Annotated in this window: 20 protein-coding genes; 9 read left to right on the top strand and 11 right to left on the bottom strand. The window is 68.1% G+C overall.

Annotation, left to right across the window (positions count from 1 at the left end):
• Positions 1–79 precede the first annotated feature (79 nt).
• From WS89_RS21830 to WS89_RS21840, 3 genes are read right to left on the bottom strand one after another with little or no spacing between them, the layout of a single operon-like run.
• Complete coding sequence (locus tag WS89_RS21830) at positions 80–505, bottom strand: GNAT family N-acetyltransferase (RefSeq protein WP_059793426.1); 426 nt, start codon at positions 503–505, stop codon at positions 80–82.
• A gap of 54 nt (positions 506–559) precedes the next feature.
• On the bottom strand, positions 560–1,420 hold the full coding sequence (locus tag WS89_RS21835) for a MurR/RpiR family transcriptional regulator (RefSeq protein WP_034204373.1): 861 nt from the start codon (positions 1,418–1,420) through the stop codon (positions 560–562).
• A gap of 54 nt (positions 1,421–1,474) precedes the next feature.
• Positions 1,475–1,828, bottom strand: a complete 354-nt coding sequence (locus WS89_RS21840; protein WP_059793427.1) for a YgiW/YdeI family stress tolerance OB fold protein — start codon at positions 1,826–1,828, stop codon at positions 1,475–1,477.
• Between the two features lie 233 nt (positions 1,829–2,061).
• On the opposite strand from WS89_RS21840, the gene WS89_RS21845 reads away from it, so the two are divergent.
• The 4 genes from WS89_RS21845 to WS89_RS21860 all read left to right on the top strand — a co-directional run bounded on the left by WS89_RS21845 (position 2,062) and on the right by WS89_RS21860 (position 5,247).
• Entirely contained in the window at positions 2,062–2,724 is a 663-nt protein-coding gene (locus WS89_RS21845; protein WP_034204371.1) for a response regulator, read from the top strand.
• Entirely contained in the window at positions 2,721–4,097 is a 1,377-nt protein-coding gene (locus tag WS89_RS21850) for an ATP-binding protein (RefSeq protein WP_059793429.1), read from the top strand. The genes WS89_RS21845 and WS89_RS21850 overlap by 4 nt, the downstream gene beginning before the upstream one ends.
• 42 nt (positions 4,098–4,139) lie before the next feature.
• Positions 4,140–4,472, top strand: a complete 333-nt coding sequence (locus tag WS89_RS21855) for an antibiotic biosynthesis monooxygenase family protein (RefSeq protein WP_059502493.1) — start codon at positions 4,140–4,142, stop codon at positions 4,470–4,472.
• A 574-nt stretch (positions 4,473–5,046) separates the two neighbouring features.
• Positions 5,047–5,247, top strand: coding sequence for a hypothetical protein (locus WS89_RS21860; RefSeq protein ID WP_059793431.1), 201 nt, complete (start codon positions 5,047–5,049; stop codon positions 5,245–5,247).
• Positions 5,248–5,718: 471 nt separating this feature from the next.
• Here the strand turns inward: WS89_RS21860 and blaPEN-bcc are convergent, their stop codons facing one another.
• On the bottom strand, positions 5,719–6,648 hold the full coding sequence (blaPEN-bcc, locus tag WS89_RS21865; protein WP_059793433.1) for a PEN family class A beta-lactamase, Bcc-type: 930 nt from the start codon (positions 6,646–6,648) through the stop codon (positions 5,719–5,721).
• Between the two features lie 148 nt (positions 6,649–6,796).
• Between blaPEN-bcc and penR the strand changes: the two genes are divergently transcribed.
• Positions 6,797–7,687 (top strand): beta-lactamase transcriptional regulator PenR, encoded by an 891-nt coding sequence (penR, locus tag WS89_RS21870; protein WP_059793435.1) that lies wholly within the window; start codon positions 6,797–6,799, stop codon positions 7,685–7,687.
• A gap of 483 nt (positions 7,688–8,170) precedes the next feature.
• On the opposite strand, the gene WS89_RS21875 is transcribed toward penR, so the two are convergent.
• From WS89_RS21875 to WS89_RS21890, 4 genes are all read right to left on the bottom strand, one after another.
• Positions 8,171–8,422, bottom strand: coding sequence for a hypothetical protein (locus tag WS89_RS21875; protein ID WP_009694579.1), 252 nt, complete (start codon positions 8,420–8,422; stop codon positions 8,171–8,173).
• Positions 8,423–8,518: 96 nt separating this feature from the next.
• Positions 8,519–10,741, bottom strand: a complete 2,223-nt coding sequence (locus WS89_RS21880) for an amylo-alpha-1,6-glucosidase (protein ID WP_059793437.1) — start codon at positions 10,739–10,741, stop codon at positions 8,519–8,521.
• Positions 10,742–10,948: 207 nt separating this feature from the next.
• Positions 10,949–11,338, bottom strand: coding sequence for an autotransporter domain-containing protein (locus WS89_RS21885; protein ID WP_059793439.1), 390 nt, complete (start codon positions 11,336–11,338; stop codon positions 10,949–10,951).
• 9 nt (positions 11,339–11,347) lie between these two features.
• Positions 11,348–12,382 (bottom strand): rod shape-determining protein, encoded by a 1,035-nt coding sequence (locus WS89_RS21890; RefSeq protein WP_059502482.1) that lies wholly within the window; start codon positions 12,380–12,382, stop codon positions 11,348–11,350.
• 274 nt (positions 12,383–12,656) lie between these two features.
• On the opposite strand from WS89_RS21890, the gene WS89_RS21895 reads away from it, so the two are divergent.
• The gene (locus WS89_RS21895; RefSeq protein WP_059793479.1) at positions 12,657–15,056 is read left to right on the top strand and encodes a patatin-like phospholipase family protein; all 2,400 of its coding nucleotides are present in this window, start codon (positions 12,657–12,659) and stop codon (positions 15,054–15,056) included.
• Positions 15,057–15,121: 65 nt separating this feature from the next.
• Here the strand turns inward: WS89_RS21895 and WS89_RS21900 are convergent, their stop codons facing one another.
• Complete coding sequence (locus WS89_RS21900) at positions 15,122–16,252, bottom strand: ATP-binding protein (protein ID WP_059793441.1); 1,131 nt, start codon at positions 16,250–16,252, stop codon at positions 15,122–15,124.
• 64 nt (positions 16,253–16,316) lie between these two features.
• Positions 16,317–17,027 carry a response regulator gene (locus WS89_RS21905; RefSeq protein WP_059793443.1) on the bottom strand — a complete coding sequence of 237 codons (711 nt, stop codon included), beginning with the start codon at positions 17,025–17,027 and terminating at the stop codon, positions 16,317–16,319.
• A 218-nt stretch (positions 17,028–17,245) separates the two neighbouring features.
• On the opposite strand from WS89_RS21905, the gene WS89_RS21910 reads away from it, so the two are divergent.
• Together WS89_RS21910 and WS89_RS21915 are read left to right on the top strand one after the other, a co-directional pair.
• Positions 17,246–18,160 (top strand): glutaminase, encoded by a 915-nt coding sequence (locus WS89_RS21910; protein WP_059793444.1) that lies wholly within the window; start codon positions 17,246–17,248, stop codon positions 18,158–18,160.
• Between the two features lie 76 nt (positions 18,161–18,236).
• Complete coding sequence (locus WS89_RS21915; protein WP_059793446.1) at positions 18,237–18,872, top strand: isochorismatase family cysteine hydrolase; 636 nt, start codon at positions 18,237–18,239, stop codon at positions 18,870–18,872.
• A 49-nt stretch (positions 18,873–18,921) separates the two neighbouring features.
• On the opposite strand, the gene WS89_RS21920 is transcribed toward WS89_RS21915, so the two are convergent.
• Positions 18,922–19,662, bottom strand: coding sequence for a TetR/AcrR family transcriptional regulator (locus tag WS89_RS21920; protein WP_257128201.1), 741 nt, complete (start codon positions 19,660–19,662; stop codon positions 18,922–18,924).
• Between the two features lie 84 nt (positions 19,663–19,746).
• Here WS89_RS21920 and WS89_RS21925 point away from each other — a divergent pair, with 84 nt between their 5' ends.
• Positions 19,747–21,270, top strand: coding sequence for an FAD-dependent monooxygenase (locus WS89_RS21925; RefSeq protein WP_059793451.1), 1,524 nt, complete (start codon positions 19,747–19,749; stop codon positions 21,268–21,270).
• Positions 21,271–21,280 lie beyond the last annotated feature (10 nt).

The following is a 21,280-nucleotide window of genomic DNA, read 5'->3' on the forward strand; positions in this document are numbered from 1 at the left end:
ACCCGGAAGCGACCTGCATCGCTGGCCGGTATCGTAGGCGACGGCCGCCGGCGTCGTCAATCGTGCGGCGCGGCGGCGCTCACCCCGCGAGTTTCTTCGTCAGGAAAATGCGGCTGTGCCCGACCGGGTAATCGTGGAGCTCGCCGAAGCGGACATAGCCGCGCTTCTCGTAGAACGGCCGCGCCTGGAAGTCGAACGTATCGAGCCACGCGCTGTGGCAACCGCGCGCGACGGCCTCCTGTTCGGCCAGATCCATGATGCGCGTGCCGGCGCCTTGGCCGCGCGCGGCTTCGGGTACTACGAGCAGGTCGACATGCAGCCAGCCGAACGCCGTGCCGCCCCACAGGCCGCCGACCACCGCGCCGGCCTCGTCGGTCGCGATCACGGCCAGCGGCCGAAAGTCGACCGGGCCGGCCTGGCTTTCGTTGAAGCGGATGAGCGGCGCGACGATCTGCTTGCGCACCTCCGGATCGCTCGCATCGGTCACGGCATAGGTCAACGTCATCGGTTGCGCGGGGTCGTGGATGAAAATGGACGGAAATCGTGCATGCCGCGCCCGTCAAACGACGTATGCGCCCTTCGCGTGCAGTTCCGCTTCGGTCCGCTCGAGCGCCGCGATCGCATCGCTGCCTTCGAGCGCCAGCAACTGCGCGACCAGCGCCTCGGCCATCGCATGCGCGGCCACCAGCGACGGAAAGAACGACGGGCTGTCGTGCGTGAAGATCAGTTGCGCGTCCGCGTGCAGCGCGATCGGCGACACCGCGCTGTCGGTGATCGCAACGATCCGGCTGCCCTGCGCCTTCGCGGCCTGCGCGACGCGCGTCGCTTCGGCCGAATACGGCGCGAAGCTGACGATCACCGTCACGTTCTGCTTCGCGATCGTGCGCAACTCCATTTCGAGGGAACCGGCGACGCCGTTGAGCAGCGACACGGTCGGACGAAACAGCCGGTAGCCGTAGACGAAACCGAAGGCCACCGGATAGCACGAGCGAAACCCCGCCACGTGCACGTGCGACGCCTTGCGGATCAGCCTCGCCGCATCCGCGAGCGCGTGCTCGTTCTGCGCGGCGGTCGCCGACAGGTTGTGCTGCTGCGCGGCGAGCAGATCGTGCGCGAGCGACGCCTTCGCGTCGGGCCGCACGAGCGAGCGCGCACGCTGCGTGAGCGGCTCGGGACGCGTGCGCACGCGCGCGACGCACAGGTCGCGCAGCTCGTTCCAGCCGGGAAAGCCGAATTGCTGCGCGAGCCGCACGAGCGACGCAGGCTGCACCTGCGCGCGCTGCGCGACCTTGCGCATCGACGACGTGGCGACTTCGTCGGGATGATCGAGCAGGAAGGCGGCGCCCGCCTGGAATTGCGGGCTCAGCTCGGAAAATTGCGCCCGGATCCGGGACGCGAGTTCGTCGAAATTGGCGGCCATCTTGGTGGGAACGGGAACCGGTCGTCCATGGTATCACCGGCCCCGCGCCCACCGTCAGCGCAGCACTTCGACGTGATCGGCGTCGACCTTCACGCGGCCCGACCATTTGCGCTCGAATTCGCCGGTCAGCTTCACTTCGTTCTTGTCGCTGACGGGCTGGCCCGCCGCCCACAGCTTGGGGTCGATTTCGACGCGGATCGTGCCGGTGGCGTCGGCGAACTCGTAATCCTCGCCGCCGACGTGCTTGACGATGCGCCCCTGCAACTGCACGTGCTGGTCGTCGCGGCCGTTGGCGAGCAGTTCCTTCACGGTCGTCGTGGTCAGCGCGGACGGCCCCGTGTATTGCGCGTAGACGGCGGCAGGCAGCGCGACGAGCGCGACCGCCAGGATTCTGGCCAGGTGTTTCATGATCTCGGTCCTCTTCTTCGATGTGGCGCCGCGCTCCGTTGAACGCGACGGCGCCAGCTTACGGACCGTAAGATTAAGCAAACCTGAAGGGCATGCCGAAGCGACACGGTGCCGCATTGGACCGGTACGAACGCGGGCCGCGCACGGCGTGCATTTAAGCTGGGCCTAAGGCGCGTGCGCTTATCATGAGAACCCCGGGCGCCGCGGCGCCCCTGTCGGAGAGACACGAATCCATGCGCGTACTGCTCGTCGAGGACGATCCGCTGATCGGCAGCGGGCTCGAACAGGGCCTCAAGCAGGAAGGCTTCGCGGTCGACTGGGTGAAGGACGGCGACGCCGCGTCGCTCGCGCTGCGTGCGACCGGCTACGGGCTCCTGCTGCTCGATCTCGGGCTGCCGAATCGCGACGGCCTGTCGGTGCTCGCCGCGCTGCGCCGCCGCGACGAAAACCTGCCCGCGATCATCATCACCGCGCGCGACGGCGTGCCCGACCGCATCGCGGGCCTCGACAGCGGCGCGGACGACTATCTCGTCAAGCCGTTCGCGCTCGACGAACTGCTCGCCCGCATCCGCGCGGTCAGCCGCCGCCATGCAGGCCGCGCGCAGACGACGCTCGCGATCGGCCCGCTGCGGCTCGATCCCGTCAAGCACCTCGTCTGGCTCGACGACGACGAAGTGCCTCTGTCGCCGAAGGAATTCGTGCTGCTGCACGAGCTGATGCGCGAACCGGGCGCGGTGATTTCGCGCGAACAGTTCGAGGAACGGCTGTATAGCTGGGGCGAGGAAATCGAGAGCAACGCGGTGCAGGTGCATATCCACAACCTGCGCAAGAAACTCGGCCACGACATGATCCGCACGGTGCGCGGCGTCGGCTACCGGATCGGTGACGGCACGTGACGCGCCTGCAACGCGCGGTCGCGCGCTGGCGCAACGCGTCGTTGCGGCGGCGCCTGCTGACGTGGCTGCTGCCGGCCGCGTGCGTGATCGGCCTGGTCGCGAGCGCCGGCACCTACTGGGGCGCGCTGCGCGAACTCGACGATCTGCTAGACGACCAGATGCGCAGCATGTCGAAACAGATCGTCGTCGGCCCGAACGGCGAGCTGTCGTTCAGCAACCGCGCCACAGGCAAGCACGGCTTCGAAGCGAGCGACCCCGATGCGGTGCTGCTGCAGGTATGGCGCAACGGCACGCTCGTGTATTCGACCGACCTCGACTCGAAGCTGCCGCCGCCCGCGCAGCAGGGCATCGCGAGCGTCGACGTCGGCGGCCAGCCGTGGCGCACCTATGTGACCGAGCGCGGCGGCACGACGATCCGGCTCGCGCAGGCACGGCATGCGCGCTGGGAAGCGATCGCGGGCATCGCCGTCCACCTGCTGTGGCCCGTCTTCTCGATGCTGCCGCTGCTCGCGCTCGGCCTGTGGTTCGGCATCGGCGCGGGGTTGCGGCCGTTACGGGCAATCGCGTCCGGCCTGAAACGCAGGAATGCGAACAACCTCGAGCCGGTCGACGTCGCGTCGATGCCGAACGAGGTCCGCCCGCTCGCCGAGGCCATCAACGACCTGCTCGCACGCCTCGACCGCTCGTTCACGTTGCAGCGGCACTTCATCGCCGATGCCGCGCACGAGCTGCGCACACCGATCATGGGGCTGTCGATCCAGTCGCAATTGCTGCGACGCGCGGCGACTGCCGAGGAACGCGAGCGCATCCTCGCGCAAATCCATGCGGGCACGACGCGCCTCGGCCACCTCGCCGAACAGTTGCTGACGCTCGCACGCCTCGAGCCCGATGCGCAGGCGGCCGTCGGCGCGTCGGCGCCGGTCGATCTCGCCGCGCTGTGCCGTTCGGTGGTGTCGGACCGCGCGCGCGTCGCCGACGCGCACCGGATCGATCTCGGTGCGATCGTCGACGTGCCCGTGACGACGGCGGGCAATGCCGACACGCTGCGCGTGCTGCTGAACAATCTCGTCGACAACGCGATCCGCTATGCGGGCGCAGGCGCGCGCGTCGACGTGTCGGCGCGCATGGACGGCGCGACGCCCGTGCTCGAAGTCGCCGACGACGGCCCCGGCATTCCGGAGGCCGAACGCACGGACGTATGGGAACGCTTCTATCGCGGCGAAGGCGCACAAGCCGCCACGTCGTCGGGCAGCGGGCTCGGGTTGTCGATCGTCAAGCGGATCGCCGAACAGCATCGCGCGACCGTCGCGCTCGGGACCACGCGCGGCGGGCGCGGGCTGACCGTCACGGTGCGCTTCCCGCGGCCGGCCTGACGCGCGCGCGGCGGTCGGCTTGTCCACGGATTATGTTGGCAAATCCGGCAACAGATCGCGATCGATGCGGCGCCGGTCGTGCTCGTCAACATGTTTACGCCGGCGCCCGCCGACGAAGCCGACTTTCTCGCCGTCTGGAAAGACGACGCGGAATTCATGAAGCGCCAGCCGGGATTCATCTCGACGCAGCTTCATCGCGCGCTCGGCGACAGCCCGACCTACCTGAACCACGCGGTCCGGGAATCGACGGACGCCTTTCGCGCAGCCTTCACGCATCCGGAATTCGTCGCGAAGCTGTCGGCCTATCCGTCGTCCGCCGTCACCAGCCCGCACCTGTTCCAGAAGGTCGGCGTGGCCGGTATCTGCACGGCGTGAGCCGGCGTGCGAAGCGTGGCAGCGCGTGGCATTTGGCCGAATCGCGAATGCGGACTTCTCCACAGAAAATGTTGGCAAGCTTGTGGATATCCTGCGCACCGCGGCGCTAAACCCTTGATCCGATGGACTTTGGCACGCGTGATGCAGACAAGGCCCGGGCAAGAGCCATCGCCGTCACCGCTTCGCCGCACATCGCATCACGACGCCACGACGATGTACGTCCACGATGTACGTCCGATGGGCATCGCAACCGCCGCACGCATGCCGGACCGGCGCTGCACCACTTACCCACAGATTTTGTTGGCAAGCTTGTGGATATCCTGCGCAAGCCTGCGCTAACCCGTTGATCGGCCTACGATTCGCGCCGCGCGTCACCGTTTCGGCAACGCGCGGCATCGGCATGCGCGAACGCGACGATCGGGCATCCGGGCAGCGCCCTGCCGCTGCCTTGACGCCCGTGCCCGCCGCGCATCAAGATCACGCAAGCCGCACGCGGCCGCGCATCGTCGGCCATGCGCCCCGGGCCGGCCGTGCCGCCGGCACCGCATCACGACACCTCACTCCGAGGAAGACCATGGAACACTTCACCGCGTGGCAATTGCTCGTCTCGCTCGTGCTCGTCGCCATCGTCGTCTATCCGTACGTCCGCATCGTGCGGCGCACCGGGCATTCGGGCTGGTGGATCCTGACGATGTTCGTCCCGGTGCTGAACTTCGTCATGTTGTGGGTGTTCGCGTTCGCGCGCTGGCCCGCCGTCGACGATCGGCAGCCCTGAGCGTTTCGGTCGCGGCCGCGCGCGAGCTTGTCCACAGATTGTGTTGGCAAGCATGTGGATAGCCTGCGCATACCGCGATCAAGCACTTGATCCGAAAGACTTTGTCCGCGCCGCCTCGAAAAGGGCACGACGACACCCGATCGCGCGTTGCATGCCGCGTCGGCACGTGACGCGCGGGCTGCCGTGCTTGTCCACAGATTGTGTTGGCAAGCGTGTGGATAGCCTGCGCATACCGCGACCAAGCGCTTGATCCGAAAGACTTTGTTCGCGCTGCCTCAAACGCGGCACGCCCGGCGCGCGTCGCGCCGGACGCCGCGGCGCGCGGGCTTGTCCACAATTTTTGTTGGCAAGCATGTGGATATCCTGAGCATGCGCGACCTAAGTCGTTGATCGCACAACGTTTGATCGCGCGGGTCACGACTGCGGCAAGGCGCGCCCGCGGCGCTCGCCACGCGCGCCGTGCCGCGCTGCTCAACCGAACGTGCGCGCGACGATGCGCGCGGCCGACGCGATCACGTCGTCCTTCGCCCGTGCATCGGCTTGCGTCTGCGTGTAGTACACGGCCAGCACGATCGGCGCGCGCGACGTCGGCCAGATGACGCCCGCATCGTTCGTCGTTCCGTAATCGCCGGTACCGGTCTTGTCGCCGACCGTCCATCCGGCGGGCACGCCCGCGCGAATTCGCTTGTCGCCGACCTTGTTGCCGCGCAGCCACGCGACGAGCTGCGCACGCTGCGCGGCCGGCAGGGCGTCGCCGAGCGTCAGCGCGCGCATGCTGGCGGCCATCGCGGCGGGCGTCGTCGTGTCGCGCGGGTCGCCCGGCAGCGCGGTATTCAGTTCGGTCTCCCATCGATCGAGACGGAACATGTCGTCGCCGATCGAACGCGCGTAGGCCGTTACCGCCGACGGGCCGCCGATCAGCTTCATCAGCAGGTTCGCGGCCGAGTTGTCGCTGTACTGAATCGTGGCCTCGCACAGCGCGCCGACCGTCATGCCCGCGCCGACATGCTTCTCCGACACCGGCGAATAGTTGACGAGGTCGGCCTTGGTGTACGTCACGCGCTGTTGCAGCAAGCCCGGCCGCTCGACGCTCTGCGCGAGGACCGCCGCACTCAGCATCGCCTTGAACGTACTGCAGAACGGGAAGCGCTCGCCCGCGCGATGCTCGATGGCGCGGCCGCTCGCCGTGTCGATCGCGCACACGCCGAGACGGCCGCCCGCGTCGCGCTCGAGATCGGCGAGCGTCGTCGCCGCCGCGACGGGCGCAATGGCGTCCGCGGCTGCCGCCGCGGCCGGGTCCGGCGCCGCGGCCTGCCGCGACGCGCACGCGGTGACGGTGAGAACGAGCGGCGCCGTCGCGGCGGCCAGCAACAGGGTTCGACGTTTCGTTGAGTAGGTCATGTCGGTTGTCTCGTGGTGGAATGGCGGCGAAACGGCATTGCGTGTCGGTGTTGCGTGCCGAAAACGGCCGGCCGCCGAGACAGCACTATCGAGACTTTACGGTTGCCCGACAAGCAACGATAATTGAGCGCTGACAAAAGAAATTCTTATGACCAAACTCCGCCCTCATCTTCCGCTCAATGCGTTGCGCGCATTCGAATCGTCGGCGCGCCACCTGAACTTCACGCGCGCCGGCCTCGAGCTGAGCGTGACCCAGGCCGCGGTCAGCCAGCAGGTGCGCTCGCTGGAGGAGCGGCTCGGCTGCACGTTGTTCACGCGATTGCCGCGCGGCCTCGGGCTGACCGACGAGGGGCGTGCATTGCTGCCGGTGCTGAGCGACGCGTTCAGCCGCATCGAGACGGTGCTCAAGCAATTCGACGGCGGGCGCTTCCGCGAGGTGCTGACGCTCGGCGTCGTCGGCACCTTTGCCCTAGGCTGGCTAATGCCGCGGCTGAAGCAGTTCGGCGACACACACCCGTTCGTCGAGCTGCGGCTGCGGACCAACAACAACGTCGTCGACCTCGCCGCCGAGGGCCTCGATTTTGCGATCCGCTTCGGCGTCGGCAATTGGCCGACGACACGCAACGAGCAACTGCTCGATGCGCCGCTCACCGCGCTGTGCACGCCGGACATTGCGCGGCGTCTCGCGCAGCCGGCTGACCTCGCGAACGAAACGCTGCTGCGCTCGTACCGCACCGACGAATGGCTCGGCTGGTTCGACGCCGCGCAACTCGAACCGTGGGCCGTCAACGGGCCCGTATTCGATTCGTCCCGGCTGATGGTCGAGGCCGCGATACAAGGTGCGGGCGTCGCGCTCGCGCCCGCCTGCATGTTCGCGCGCGAACTGCAACTCGGCCAGCTCTCGCGGCCGTTCGACATCGACGTGCGCGCGGGCGGCTACTGGCTCACGTCGCTGAAGTCGAAACCGCTGACGCCCGCGATGACGCTCTTTCGCGACTGGATCGTGGCGGAAGCGGCCGGCGCGGCGCCCACCGAATAACGCGGCCGCGCTTGTCCACAGAAAGTGTTGGCAAGGATGTGGATATCCTGGGTATCCGGAAGCTAAGCCTTTGATCGCGCACGCATTCGTGCGCCGATGCGCGGCGCGGGCAGGCTTTGCGCACGGGCTTCGCGCACCCGTCGCATTCCGGCCGGATCCTCAACGCCTGCGACGCAATCGATTGCGAGTTGTCCACAGATTTTGTTGGCAAGCCTGTGGATATCCGCCACATCGGGCGCGTAACATCTTGATACAGAAGGGGATTCAGTTCACGGACCTTGGCCGGTCAATGGTGTGGCACCGCAAAGATTGTCGAACCGCACGCCGCGCACGCGTGGCGCACCCGGCCGATGGCCGGGCGGTTCTCCACAGATTGTGTTGGCAAGCTTGTGGATATCCTGCGTATCGGGCACCTAACTGATTGAGCACACGGGGTTTTGTGCTGCGTCTGCCGAATCGGGCAGCACCTGCGCCGCCCGTGCGTCAATGGCGCTCGAGGCCGCCGCGCAATTCGCTCGCCTTGTCGCGCAACGCTTCGTAGCCCGAACGCGCATGCTCCGGCAGGTCGGGATCGCCGATCAGTGCGCCGAGCGTTTCGATCAGGCTGAACAGGATGCCCTTCGCCGCGCCGACCGCGATGCTCTGCGATTCGATCGACTTGTGCAGGTGGTCGACCGCCGCTTCCAGATTCTCGAGCTTGTGCTCGCCGTCGTCGGGCCGATTGTCGGTCGTCATCGTCTACCTCCGCCATCGTTCAAGGGTCATGTCACGATTCTATGCCGCTGCGCGCGAACGTGGCGCGACATCGCGCAACGTTCGCGCGGCACGCCGCTACAGCACCGCGACCACCTTCACACGGCCCGGCTGCTCCGCCGCCGCGATGACCTGGCCGTCGACGCGGCGGAACGTCAGCGACACGGTTTCGTCGCCGACGCGCAGCGCATCGATCCGCAGCCAGTCGACGCCTTCCGGCAATGCCGGACGCTCGACGCGCACCTCGTGGCGCGCCGCGTCGATGCTCACGCCGAGGCACGCCTGCAGCATCATGAACGGCGCGCCGGCCGCCCACGCCTGCGGCAGGCAGGCCACCGGATACGCGGTCGGCGGTTCGCCGCGTCGGCGCGGGAATCCGCAGAACAGCTCCGGCAAGCGCATCTCGAAGCTCACCGCCGCCTCGAACAGCGCGCGCAGCAGATTCACCGCGGCCGTCTTGTCGCCGTAGCGCGCCAGGCCGCGCGCGATGAGCGCATTGTCGTGCGGCCACACCGAGCCGTTGTGATAGGCCATCGGATTGAAACGCGGCTGGCCGGCCGCGAGCGTGCGGATGCCCCAGCCGGTCTGGAACAGCGCCGAGCCGAGCACGCCGGCGACCGCCGCGCCGCGCTCGGCGTCGGGCAGCCCGAAGGCAAGCAGATGGCCCGCGTTCGACGCGAACACACGGCACAGGTCGCCATGGCCGTCGAGTGCGATCCCGTAGAAATTGCCTTCCGGCATCCAGAACAGCGCGTCGACCTGCTCGCGCAGCGTCTTCGCGCGCAACGCGTAGCGCGTCGCGTCGGCCGCATGGCCGCGCCGGTGCGAGCACGCCGACATCGCGTCGAGTGCCGCGCATGCATAGGCCTGCACTTCGACGAGCGCGATCGGCCCGTCCGGGAAACGTCCGTCCGCGTGGAACACCGAATCGTGGCTGTCCTTCCAGCCCTGGTTCGCGAGGCCGCGCTCCGACGTGCGCTGATAATCGAGCAGCCCGTACGGATTGCGGTCGCACTTGTCGATCACCCATTGCGCAGCACGCTCGAGCGCGGGCCACAGCTCGTCGATCAGCTCATCGTCGCCGGTGCGCTCGACATAGGCGCCCGCGAGCACGATGAACAGCGGAGTCGTATCGACGCCGCCGTAGTACAGCGCGAACGGCACCTCGCCCGTCGCGGCCATCTCGCTGCGGCGGAACTCGTGCATGATCTTGCCGGGCTCCGCGTCGCGGAACGCGGAGGTCTCGCGCGCCTGATGCTCGGCGAGAAACCGCAGCACGCCGCGCGCGAGCGACGGCTGCAGCCACAGCATCTGCAGCGACGTGATGATCGCGTCGCGGCCGAACGGCGTCGAGAACCACGGGATGCCCGCATACGGGTACGGCCCCGTGTCGAGCTGCGTCGTGAGCAACCCGAGATCCGCGAGCGAGCGATCGAGCCATGCGTCGAACAGCGGATTGCCGGTGTTCACGCGCGCCATCGACTCGCGCCGCGCCCGCATCTCGCGATGCACGCCGACGAGCGCCGTACGCAGCGCGACGCGGCCGCATCCGGGCCCTTCGCCCTGCGCGGGCCCGAGCGTCGCATCGACGGTCAGGTAGATCGACACGCACGCCTGCGCGGCGATCGTCAGCGTGTAGTCGGCGCGATCGACCGACAGCGCGTCGGGCGCCGGCGAGAAATGCACGGTCACGTTGCGCTCCACGCCGTCGAGGCCGTCATAGCGCAGCCGCACCGCGCCCGCGTCGACGCGCGGCGCCCCCACCGTGCCGCGCTTCGGCCGCTGCGTGCCGCGCACTTCGAACATGTCCTTGAAATCGGCCGCGAACGACAGCGACAGCGGCACTTCGGCTTCGCTCGCACCGTAGTTCGTCAGCGTCAGCGCTTCGTACAGCACGTCGCCCGCGAGCACGCGCATCCGCTCGATGTGGATCACGCCCTCGGGTGTCTCGTGGCCGCCGAGCGGCGGCAGCGGGCGGTTCGTCAGATGCGCGGTGAACGACGCGTTGTCGGCGCTCGTCGCGCCCGACAGCAACGACGGCGCACGGCCGCCGAACGTCAGGCGCCAGGTCGACAGCACGCGCATGTCGTCGACGAACAGGCCGTCGTCATGCCCGCCGATGTCGCCGAGCGCGTCGCTGACCACGAACGCGTCACCGGATTTCAGCACGTACTGATTGTTGCGCGCGATCGCCTGCGGATCGGCTTCGGGCGCGATGAAAGCGGGACCCGACGCGGTGGTCGGGGCAATCGGCGCGACTTGCGGCGCCTGCGTCGTCGTGGCTTCGGCGTGATTCGGCATCGATGCTCCTGTGTCGAGGCGCAACGCGCGGCGCGCGTCGCGTGTTTCGCACAGGATAGGCCAGAACGGGGGGCGCGCGCAGCGCCGAAACGGCCGCGACGCGATGCGAAGTCGCGTCGTCGCACCGTGTCGCGTGCGGGTACATCGGTTGCCGGTCGGAATTTCCGCAGGATGTTGCCGAGGATCCCGTTGTCGCGCACGCCAGTGTCATACCGGCCGCTGTAACGTGAGGCCGAGCGTCAGGCGCTTCGTGACGTTCGCGTCGATGCCGGCTTCGAGCACCGCGCTGTCGCGAGCAATCGGCACGCCCGACACCTGACACGACGTGCGCCGTTCGCGAACGCGAACGCCGGCGACGGCCGCACGTTGCCGAACGCATGCCGCCATGCCGACCGTGCCGCGCGCGGTGAACGTGCCGCTCGCGATCGAACCGGGCGGCGACGCCGCGCGCAGGCCGAGCGTCGAGAAGCCGATGTGGGTCGTCTCGCCGCCGGCGCGCAGTGCCCGCGCCCGTCCATGTAGTGGACGATGCCGGCCGGGCCGACAACAGCGAGATCGAAAGAATGTGAAGCCTGCACCGCGGCGCCCGGCCGGCACCGCCCCGGCTCAATCGGCCGGGCACATCGCGAGCCGCCCCATCGCCTCACCGGCGCCGCGCACCGCACAGGTGGCAGGCTCGTCGGCGATCCGCGCAACCAGCCCGGTCTCGTCGTACAGCAGGCGTTCGAGCCCGGCGAGCAGCGCGCCGCCGCCGGTGAGCACCACGCCGCGATTCGCGATATCGGTCACGAGTTCGGCCGGCGCGTTTTCCAGCACCGACTTGACCGCGCCGATCACCTGCTTGAGCGGCGCGGCCAACGCGTCCGCGACGTCGTGATTGGACAGCTCGACCGAACGCGGCAGGCCGTCGCCGATGCCGCGGCCGACGGCGCGGGTCGACGTGCGCGGCACCGCGCTGGTGGCCGAGCCGATCGTCTTCTTCACGTGCTCCGCCGTCTGCTCGCCGAGCAGCACGCCGTACAGGTTGCGGACATGGTTGACGATCGCCGCGTCGAACTGGTTGCCACCGACGCGAATCGCCTCGCGGTACACGATGCCGCCGAGCGCGATGACGGCGACTTCGGTCGTCCCGCCGCCGATGTCGATGACCATCGAGCCGACCGCCTCGGTCACCGGCAAACCCGCGCCGAGCCCGGCCGCGAGCGATTCCTCGATCAGTTCGACCTCCGATACGCCGGCCGCGAACGCGGCCTCGCGGATCGCGCGGCGCTCGACGGCCGTCGCGTCGGACGGCACGCACAACGTGACCTCGACGCGGCGGCCGAAGCGCGAGCGGGTGCGCGACATGTCGATGAAGCTGCGGATCATCTGCTCGGCCGCGTGCGCGTCGGCGATCACGCCGTGCTGCATGGGCCGCACGGATTCGAGATGCCCCGGTTCGCGGCCGAGCAACGCCTTCGCGAGCTCGCCGACGGCCTCGAGCGTCGGCCGCGCGTCGCTTGCGCCGCCCTTGCGGAAGCAGACGACCGACGGCTGGTTCAGCACCACGCCGCGTTCGTGCGTATAGATCCGCGTGCTTGCCGTTCCCAGGTCGATCGCAACGGGTTGCGCAAACAACTTTCCGAACAGCGGTGTCGACATATTTCAAACCTTTGTGAGGGAACGGGCCGGGACAGCCGCGCCGCACGTTTTGCCACGCGTCCATGCCGTCCCATCACGAGCTTAGCGGCAAATCGTTCCGATACTTTAGGCAATTCCCATGATTTTTTCGCGACGAAATTGCCGAATGTGGCGTTTCGGGCACGTCCGGCTACGCAACGAACCTCTCGCGTCGGGCCTGTAAAACACGGTAATCTCTCGGTCTTGCCTGCTCCCGGCAGGCCTCAGACGCACGATCACGCCAGGTATGTTCGCCATGACAGCGACCGTTTTCTTCCGCTGGGCGCCGGTGCGCCCGCTCTGCACGACGCTCGTTGCCTTCTGGTGCTGCACGGTCGCCGCGCAACCGCTGCCGGCCACCGAAGCCGCTGCTGCCCAACCCGTTGCCGCCGCCGACGCGCCGGCTGCCGCCGCGCCCGCCGCGTCGGCGCACACCTGCACGGCCGACGGCGGCCCGGCCGGCCGGCCGTCGATCGGCCTCGTGCTGTCCGGTGGCGGCGCGCGCGGCTACGCACACCTCGGTGTCCTGAAAGTGCTGGAGGACAACCGGATTCCGATTGACTGCATTGCGGGCACCAGCATGGGCGCCGTGGTCGGCGGCCTGTACGCGAGCGGGATGGCGGCCGACGAGATGCAGAAGCGGCTGTCGGAGGTCAATCTGGCGGATATCGCGTTCGACGTGACGGACCGCGCGGACCTGCCGCAAACCAGCCGGGAAGACGAACGCCTGTACATCAACGGGCTGACGCTCGGCTTCGGCAAGAAAGGCGTCAAGGCGCCGGTCGGCCTCGTACAGGGCAACCGGCTGCAGGCGCTGCTCGCGAACTGGACGGCCGCCGTGCCGACCAACCAGCCGTTCGACCACCTGCCGATCCCGTACCGCGCGGTCGCGACCGACCTGCAGACGGGCCAGATGGTCGTGCTCGACCACGGCTCGCTGCCGCTCGCGATTCGCGCGAGCATGGCGATGCCGGGCCTGTTCGCGCCGGCCGAGATCAACGGACGCGCGCTGGTGGACGGCGGGCTCGTCAGCAACCTGCCCGTCGACACCGCGCGGCAGATGGGCGCGAACATCGTGATCGCCGTCGACATCGGCTCGCAACTGCGCCCGCTCGACGCACTCGCGTCGCCTGCCGACGTGATGCAGCAGATGGTCGGCATCCTGATCCGCCAGAACGTGACCGCGCAGCGCAAGCAGCTCGACGCGCACGACGTGCTGCTCACGCCGAACCTCGGCTCGCTCGCGTTCACCGATTTCCAGAACGCGAAGCAGGCGATTGCCGCCGGCGAGGCCGCCGCGACCGCGGCGCTGCCGAAACTGCGGCGTTTCGCGCTCACGCCGGAACAGTACGCGGCCTACCGGTCCGCGCACGCGCAGCCGCTGCCGCCGCCGATCCGGATCACGCGCATCGACATCAAGACCAGCGGCGGCGTGCCGAAGCGCGTCGTCAGCAACGCGCTGCATGTGAAACCCGGCGACATCTACGATCCGAAGACCGTCAGCCAGGATCTGCTCGGACTCACGACCGGCGGCAACTTCGAGAGCGTCACGCAGCAGATCGTGAGCCACGGCGACGACAACGTGCTCGAGATCAATGCGCGCGAGAAGTACTGGGGGCCGAACTTCCTGCTGTTCGGGCTCGGCATGTCGAGCAGTTCGACCGACGAAGGCGGCTTCCGCCTGCACGTCGGCTACCGGCGGCCGTGGCTCACCGAATCGGGGCTCGAATTCCGCGCGGACACGACGATCGGCAGCGACCTGCAGTCGGCACGCGTCGAATTGCGCCAGCCGCTTTCGACCGCGTACGGCGTGTACCTGTCGCCGTACGCCGAATACCAGCGTCGCTATGCGAACCTGTACAACAACTCCGGCGACGTGAAGGTCACGCAGTACCTGATGCAGACGGCACGCGCGGGAATCGATCTGGGCCTGCCGATCGCGCGGCTCGGCGATTTCCGGATCGGCGTCGGTTACATGACCGGGCACGGCTCGCCGACCTACAACGTACCGTTCGACGACGGCAGCGGCCAGACGCTGCTGTGGCCGAGCTTCACGTCCCAGGCGTTGGTCGCGCGGGCGCGGCTCGTGATCGATCAGCTCGACGATCCGATGTTCCCGCGCAAGGGTTATTTCGGCGAACTGCGGATCGACCGTTCGCTCGTGTCGCGTAACGGCGGCTCGGCGCAGGAATTCGACGACGGGATCAATAACTCGCCCTATACCGAGATCTACGGCAAGGCGATGATTGCGCAGCAGTTCGGCCGACACAGCGTCAGCGCGACGATCGAAGGCGGCAAGAGCATCGGCGGCACCAACCTGATCAACGCGTTCAACTTCACGCTCGGCGGCTTCCAGCATCTGTCCGCCTATGCGGCCGATCAGCTGAACGGCAACGAACTGGCGTACGGGCAGATCACGTACATGAACCAGTTGATGACGTTCAATGCATCGCCGATCAAGGCGCTGTCGGTGGGCGCCAGTGCGGAACTCGGCAACGTCTGGTCCAGCGGCCAGCAGATCGGCGGCGGCTCGCTCAAGCAGAGCTACACGTTCTTCACGAGCCTGTCGACCGCGTTCGGGCCCGTCTACATCGGCGTGGCGCTCGCGCCCAGCGGCCGACGCAACTTCTACCTGCAGCTCGGCCGCACCTACTGAGCATGCGCCCGCCGGCGGCCTGCGTCTTCGCGATTGCCGTCGATCGGCCCGCGCGCAGCGTGGCGCTAGACCGGCCAGCTGATCTCGAACCGCGCGCCGCCGAGCTCGACCGGATCGACGACAGCGATCCGGCCGTTGTGCGCGTGGAGCACCTGCCGCGTGATCGACAGGCCGAGCCCGTAGCCGCCGGTGCGACGGTCGAGGCGCACGAACGCGTCGAAGATCCGTTCGCGCTCGTTCTCGGGCACACCGGGACCGTCGTCCTCGACGAAGATCCCGATGTTGCCGTGCAAGAGCGAGATCCCGACGACGATCCGCGATTTCGCGTACTTGCTCGCGTTGCGCAACAAGTTGCGCATCGCATACGACATCAGCCGCCGATCCATCTTCACGCGCAGATCCGGCGCGATCGCGATGCGCGACTCGATCGTGCGGTCCGGATACAGCAGTTGCGCGTCGTTCACCTGGTGCTCGAACCACGCGACCGGCGCGGTCATCTCGAGGTTCGACTGCAGCGAGCTGTATTCGAGCCGGGCATACGTGAGGCTCATGTCGATCAGCTCCTCGAGCTCGGTCACGTCCTGCGCGATGCTCTCGAGCGCGCCCTGGTATTCGGCCGCCGAACCCGGTTCGCGCAGCATTTCGAGCGCGAAGCGCACGCGCGCGAGCGGCGTGCGCAGTTCATGCGAGATCCCGTTCGTCAGATCGCGCTGCGCGGCGATCAGCCGCTCCATGCGCATCGCGAGCGCATTCAGCGTGCGCGCGAGCGGGCCGATGATCACGCTGTGCGATTCGCGCGCGCGCGTGTTGAAGCGGCCGCCGGTGAAATCGATCGCGCGCTCGCGCACCATCACCAGATCCGACCACACCGGCCGCATCCACCGGTACGCGGCGAGCGCGGGCGCCGTGAACACGAACGCCAGCACGATCCAGATGTCGCCCGGCAGCGAGTCGAACGCATGCCACACGACCTGCGGCGACAATTCGACGGACAGCGCGAGCGCGGGCACCAGTGCGGTCAGCAAGACGAGGCCGAGCAGATGCACGTAGGTGCGCACATACAGGCGCGACCAGCTCGGAATGCGATCGGCGCGCGTGTCGGTCCACGCGCGTCGGAAATGCAGCCAGCGCCATTTGACGTAGCGCAGCGGCGGAAGCGGCGGCGCATCGGGGTGCGAACGGGTTCGTCGGATCATCGCGGCTCCCGGCCCGCGGGCGGAATGCCCGCGCGGAACGTGACGGCGTCGCGCGACGGCGGCGTCATTCCCACGCGTGCTTGCTGAATTGATAACCCTTGCTGCGGATCGTCTTGATCCGCTGCGGGTTGCTCGCGTCGTCGCGCAGCTTGCGGCGCAGCTTCGAGATACGCCCGTCGATCGTGCGATCGAGACCGTCGAATTCGACGCCGCGCAGCTGCAGCATCAGATCGTCACGGCTGACGACTTCGCCCGCATGACACACGAGCGCCCACAGCAGGTCGAATTCGGCCGACGTCAGGTCGGGCGTGCTGCCGTCGGGCAGCACGACGGTGCGGTCGGTGCGGTCGATCGAGAACTTGCCGAACGCGTAGCGCTCCGGCTGCGGCGCGGTGCTCTCGGCCGCGCGCACGGGCGCGCGGCGCAGTTGCGCTTTGATCCGCGCGAGCAGGATGCGCGGCTCGACCGGCTTGTGCACGTAGTCGTCCGCGCCGAATTCGAGGCCGAGCAGCTCGTCGAACGGCTCGTCGCGCGCCGTCACCATGATGATCACGCCGTCGTACTGCTTGCGCGCTTCGCGGCAGATCTCGAAGCCGTCCTTGCCCGGCAGGTTCACGTCGAGGATGACGAGATCGGGACGAATGGACAGAATCGCCGGCACCGCGGCGTCACCATGCAGCACGGTGTCGACTTCATAGTCGTTCTTGCGCAGGTAGCCGGCGATCAGCGTGGACAGGCGGGTGTCGTCTTCGACGAGCAGAATGCGAAAAGACATGGGCGGCGGTCGGATCATCGGAGAAGCCGCGGCGGCGCCGGCCGGTGCCGGACGCCGGCCATCGGCCGAAACGTACCGCATGATACTGCGCCCGCCGCTCGCCTGTTTGCCGGTCTTGAAAATAAGGGCGCGATTTCGGCCGCGCTTGACGAATCGGCGCCGGGACGGTTCCATACGGGCTCGCCGGAATCCGGCCTGCCTCTACCCTGCCTGACGCGATGAATTACCCGACGATCCTCGAACGCATCCACACCGAACTCGCCCCCTGGATTGGCCAGGGACGGGTGGCCGACTACATTCCCGAACTCGCGAAAGTGCCCGCCGACAAGTTCGGGATGGCCGTCGTGACGCTCGACGGAAACGTTTACACCGTCGGCGATGCGCACGAGCGCTTCTCGATCCAGAGCATCTCGAAGCTGTTCGCGTGCACGCTCGCATTCCAGTTGCTGGGCGACGCGCTGTGGGAACGGGTCGGCCGCGAGCCGTCCGGCACCGCGTTCAATTCGCTGGTCCAGCTCGAAAGCGAGCGCGGCAAGCCGCGCAATCCGTTCATCAACGCGGGCGCACTGGTCGTCACCGACGTGCTGTGCCGCCGCTTCGTGAAGGCCGAGACGGCGCTCGTCGAATTCGTGCGGCGGCTGATCGGCGCGAACGACATCGACTACGACTCGCGCGTCGCGCTGTCGGAGTTGCAGCACGCGGAGCGCAACCGCGCGATGGCGCACTTCATGGCAAGCTTCGGCAACATGCAGATGCCGCCCGACACGGTGATCGACGCGTATTGCCGGCAGTGCGCGATCACGATGAACTGCGTCGAGCTCGCCAGCGCCGCGCTGTTTCTGGCGAACGGCGGCGTCGCGCCGGCGACCGGCGAGCGGATCGTCGATTCGAGTTCCGCGAAGCGGCTGTCGGCGCTGATGCTGACGTGCGGTACCTATGATGCGGCCGGCGATTTCGTGTACCGGGTCGGGCTGCCGGCGAAGAGCGGCGTCGGCGGCGGGATCGTCGCGGTGCTGCCCGGGGAGATGGCGGTGTGCGTGTGGGCGCCGGGGCTGGATGCGAACGGGAATTCGTTGGCCGGCACGCTGGCGCTGGAGTGGTTGACGACTTATACGGGGCGGTCGATTTTTTGAAGGGGCGGTGCCGGGCTGCATCGTCGGCACCGCCGATTTTCCGACATTCCGAAGCGATTACTGGAGAACGCCACGCATGAATCCGGACAACGCATCAGAAATTGCAACCTCCGCCCGCGCGCACGCCGGCAGCAGCTCCTCCTCGCCGATCCCGCCCATCGTGCCATCAAAAACCGCGCTGCTGGTCATGCATTACCAGACCGATATTCTCGGGCTCTTCCCGTCGGTCGCGCCCGAGCTGCTCGCCAACACGCGCCGTCTCTGCGACGCGGCGCGAGCCGCCGGCATCGGCGTCTGGTTTGCGAATCTGCGCTTCAGCCCCGGCTATCCGGAAGTCAGCCCGCGCAACAAGAATGGCCAGGGCATCAAGCAGCTCGGCCTCTTCATCGACGACGCCCCGTGTCCCGAACTGGCCAGGCAGCCCGACGAACCGCTGATCGTCGCCCACCGCGCGAGCGTATTCTTCGGCACCGATCTGCAGGCGCGGCTCGTCGCGCAGGGCGTCGATTCGCTGATCATGGTCGGCATCGCATCGACCGGCGTGATGCTGTCGTCGATCGCCCACGCGAGCGACGCCGATTTCGGCCTCTACACGGTCAAGGATTGCTGCTACGACCCGGACCCGATCGTCCACGAGCATCTGTTCGCCACCGCGTTCGAATCGCGCACGACGGTGTTGTCGCTCGCGGATGCGCTGCGGCTGCTGGCGTGACGACGGACTCGTCGCACCGCCGTTCGAAATCATGCATCCGATGGCGGGCTTACCGAGCCGCCACGCCGATGCCCGCCAGAATGAGATCGATGCCGGCCAGGAACTGCGCGCGCTCGTCGTGCGCGGCCAGTTGTTCGGCCACCTTCCGCACGAACGGATACTGCGCCGGTTCGAGCTGCGCCCACCGCTCGGCCACGGCCGCGACGATCGCCTGCTGCCCCGCCTCGCGCGGATGCAGCCGCGCACCGGCCGCGTATTGGCCGGCCAGCCCGAAGATGTAATGCATCAGCGCCGACGCCGCATTGAATTGCGCGGACTCTGGCACACCCAGCGCCTGAAGCTGCCCGCCGATGCGCTCCAGGATCCTCGGCACCGCGTGCTGCCACGGCTCCCGGAACAACTGCGCCCCCACCCACGGATGCGCGCCGAACGCATCGAACAGACGCAGCGCGACGCGCCGGATCGCTTCCGCCGCATCGCCGTCGCGCTCCGTCGGCACGTCCGTCAGCGCAGCCTCGATCACTTGATCCGCAGCCGCCGCGAGCAGGTCCTGCTTGTCGGCGACATGCCAGTAGATCGCGCCGCTTCCGGTCGCCAGGTGCGCGGCGAGCGTGCGAAACGTCAGCGCGCCCTCGCCTGAATGGTCGAGTATCCCGATCGCGGCCTCGACGATCCGCTCTTTCGACAGCGCGTCCGCACGCCGCTCGGTCCGGTTGCTGGTTTTCATGGGTGCTAGCTTGACACATCTGGAACATCGTTCCAATATCTCGCCAATGGAACGACATTCCATTACTTTCCCGAAGCGGGCGCAATGCCGGTGCGTACCGCCCTCTCGATCACACCGGGGCCGCCTTGGCCCGAAACCGAGCCACCGATGAACGAGCCCGTGACCCATGATGTCGCGATCGCCGGAGCCGGCCCTGTCGGCCTGTTTCTCGCGTGCGAATTACGCCTCGCCGGCGCCTCCGTGCTGGTGGTCGAACAGGCGGACGATCCGGAATCCCCGCTGAAGCATCTCCCGTTCGGCATGCGCGGCCTGTCCGCGCCGACCATCGACGCGTTCTATCGTCGCGGCTTGCTCGACGGCATCGCGCTACCGTCCCGTGCAAAGGACACCGCGCACTGGATGCAGCAATCGCGTCGGCCGGCCGGCCATTTCGCCGGCATCCAGTTCTTCCACGACGACGTCGATACGTCGCAGTGGCCATATCATCTGTCCGGCCCGGCCGGCACGCACATGGCGACGGACATGGCGCGGGTCGAATCCGTGCTGAGCGCCCGCGCGCGCGCAACGGGCGTCGAGATCCGGCGCGGTGTCGCCGTCGAAGGCTTCGATCAGTCGGACGATGGCGTCACGCTGCACGCCGGCGGCGAGACATTCCACGCACGCTGGCTCGTCGGCTGCGACGGCGGGCGCAGCGCGGTCCGCAAGGCCGGCGGCTTCGCGTTCGCCGGCACCGACGCCGAGTTCACCGGCTATTCGATCGAAGCCGAGTTCGCCGATCCGGGCGCGCTGCTGCCGGGCCGTCACCACACGACGGCCGGGATGTACACCTACACGCCGCCCGGAACCGTCGCGCTAGTCGAATTCGACGGCGGCGCATTCCACCGGAGCGGGCCGGTGACGCTCGAGCATGCGCAGGCCGTGCTGCGCCGCGTGTCCGGCACCGGCGTCACGTTGACCGCGCTTCGGCTCGCCGCCACGTGGACCGATCGCGCGTACCAGGCATCGACGTACCGCAACGGCCACGTGCTGCTCGCGGGCGATGCCGCGCACATCCACTCGCCGCTCGGCGGCCAGGGGCTCAATCTCGGGCTTGGCGATGCGATGAATCTCGGCTGGAAGCTGGCCGCGACGATCCGCGGCGACGCGCCGGACGGGCTGCTCGACAGCTATACGAACGAACGGCATCCGATGGGCGCACGCGTGCTCGACTGGTCGCGTGCGCAGGTCGCGCTGATGCGACCGTCTCCGAGTTCGCGCGCGCTCGCCGCGATCATTCGCGATCTCGTTGACACGCGCGACGGCGCGACGTACTTCGCCGAGCGCCTGTGGGGCGTGTCGCTCGCGTACGATCTCGGCAGCGGCCATCCGCTCGTGGGCCACGGCGTTCCCGACTTCGAACTGGCCGACGGCACGCGGCTCGGCGAACACGTCAGGCACGGCAAGGGCATGCTGCTGGACTTCGATGCGAACCCGTCGCTTCGGGCACTCGCAAGCCGTTGGCACGACCGGATCGCGTATCTCGCGAGCGACGCGAAGGACCGGCTCGGATTGCGCGCGGTGCTGGTGCGCCCCGACGGCTTCGTCGCATGGGCCTGCAATGACGATGCGGACGTGGACGCAGTCGCGCATGCGGCCATGCGGTGGTTCGGCGTGCCGTCCGCGACGCGTTGAGCGCAGCCGA

It is taken from the genome of Burkholderia sp. MSMB1072 (assembly GCF_001524725.1).
Lineage (GTDB): Bacteria > Pseudomonadota > Gammaproteobacteria > Burkholderiales > Burkholderiaceae > Burkholderia.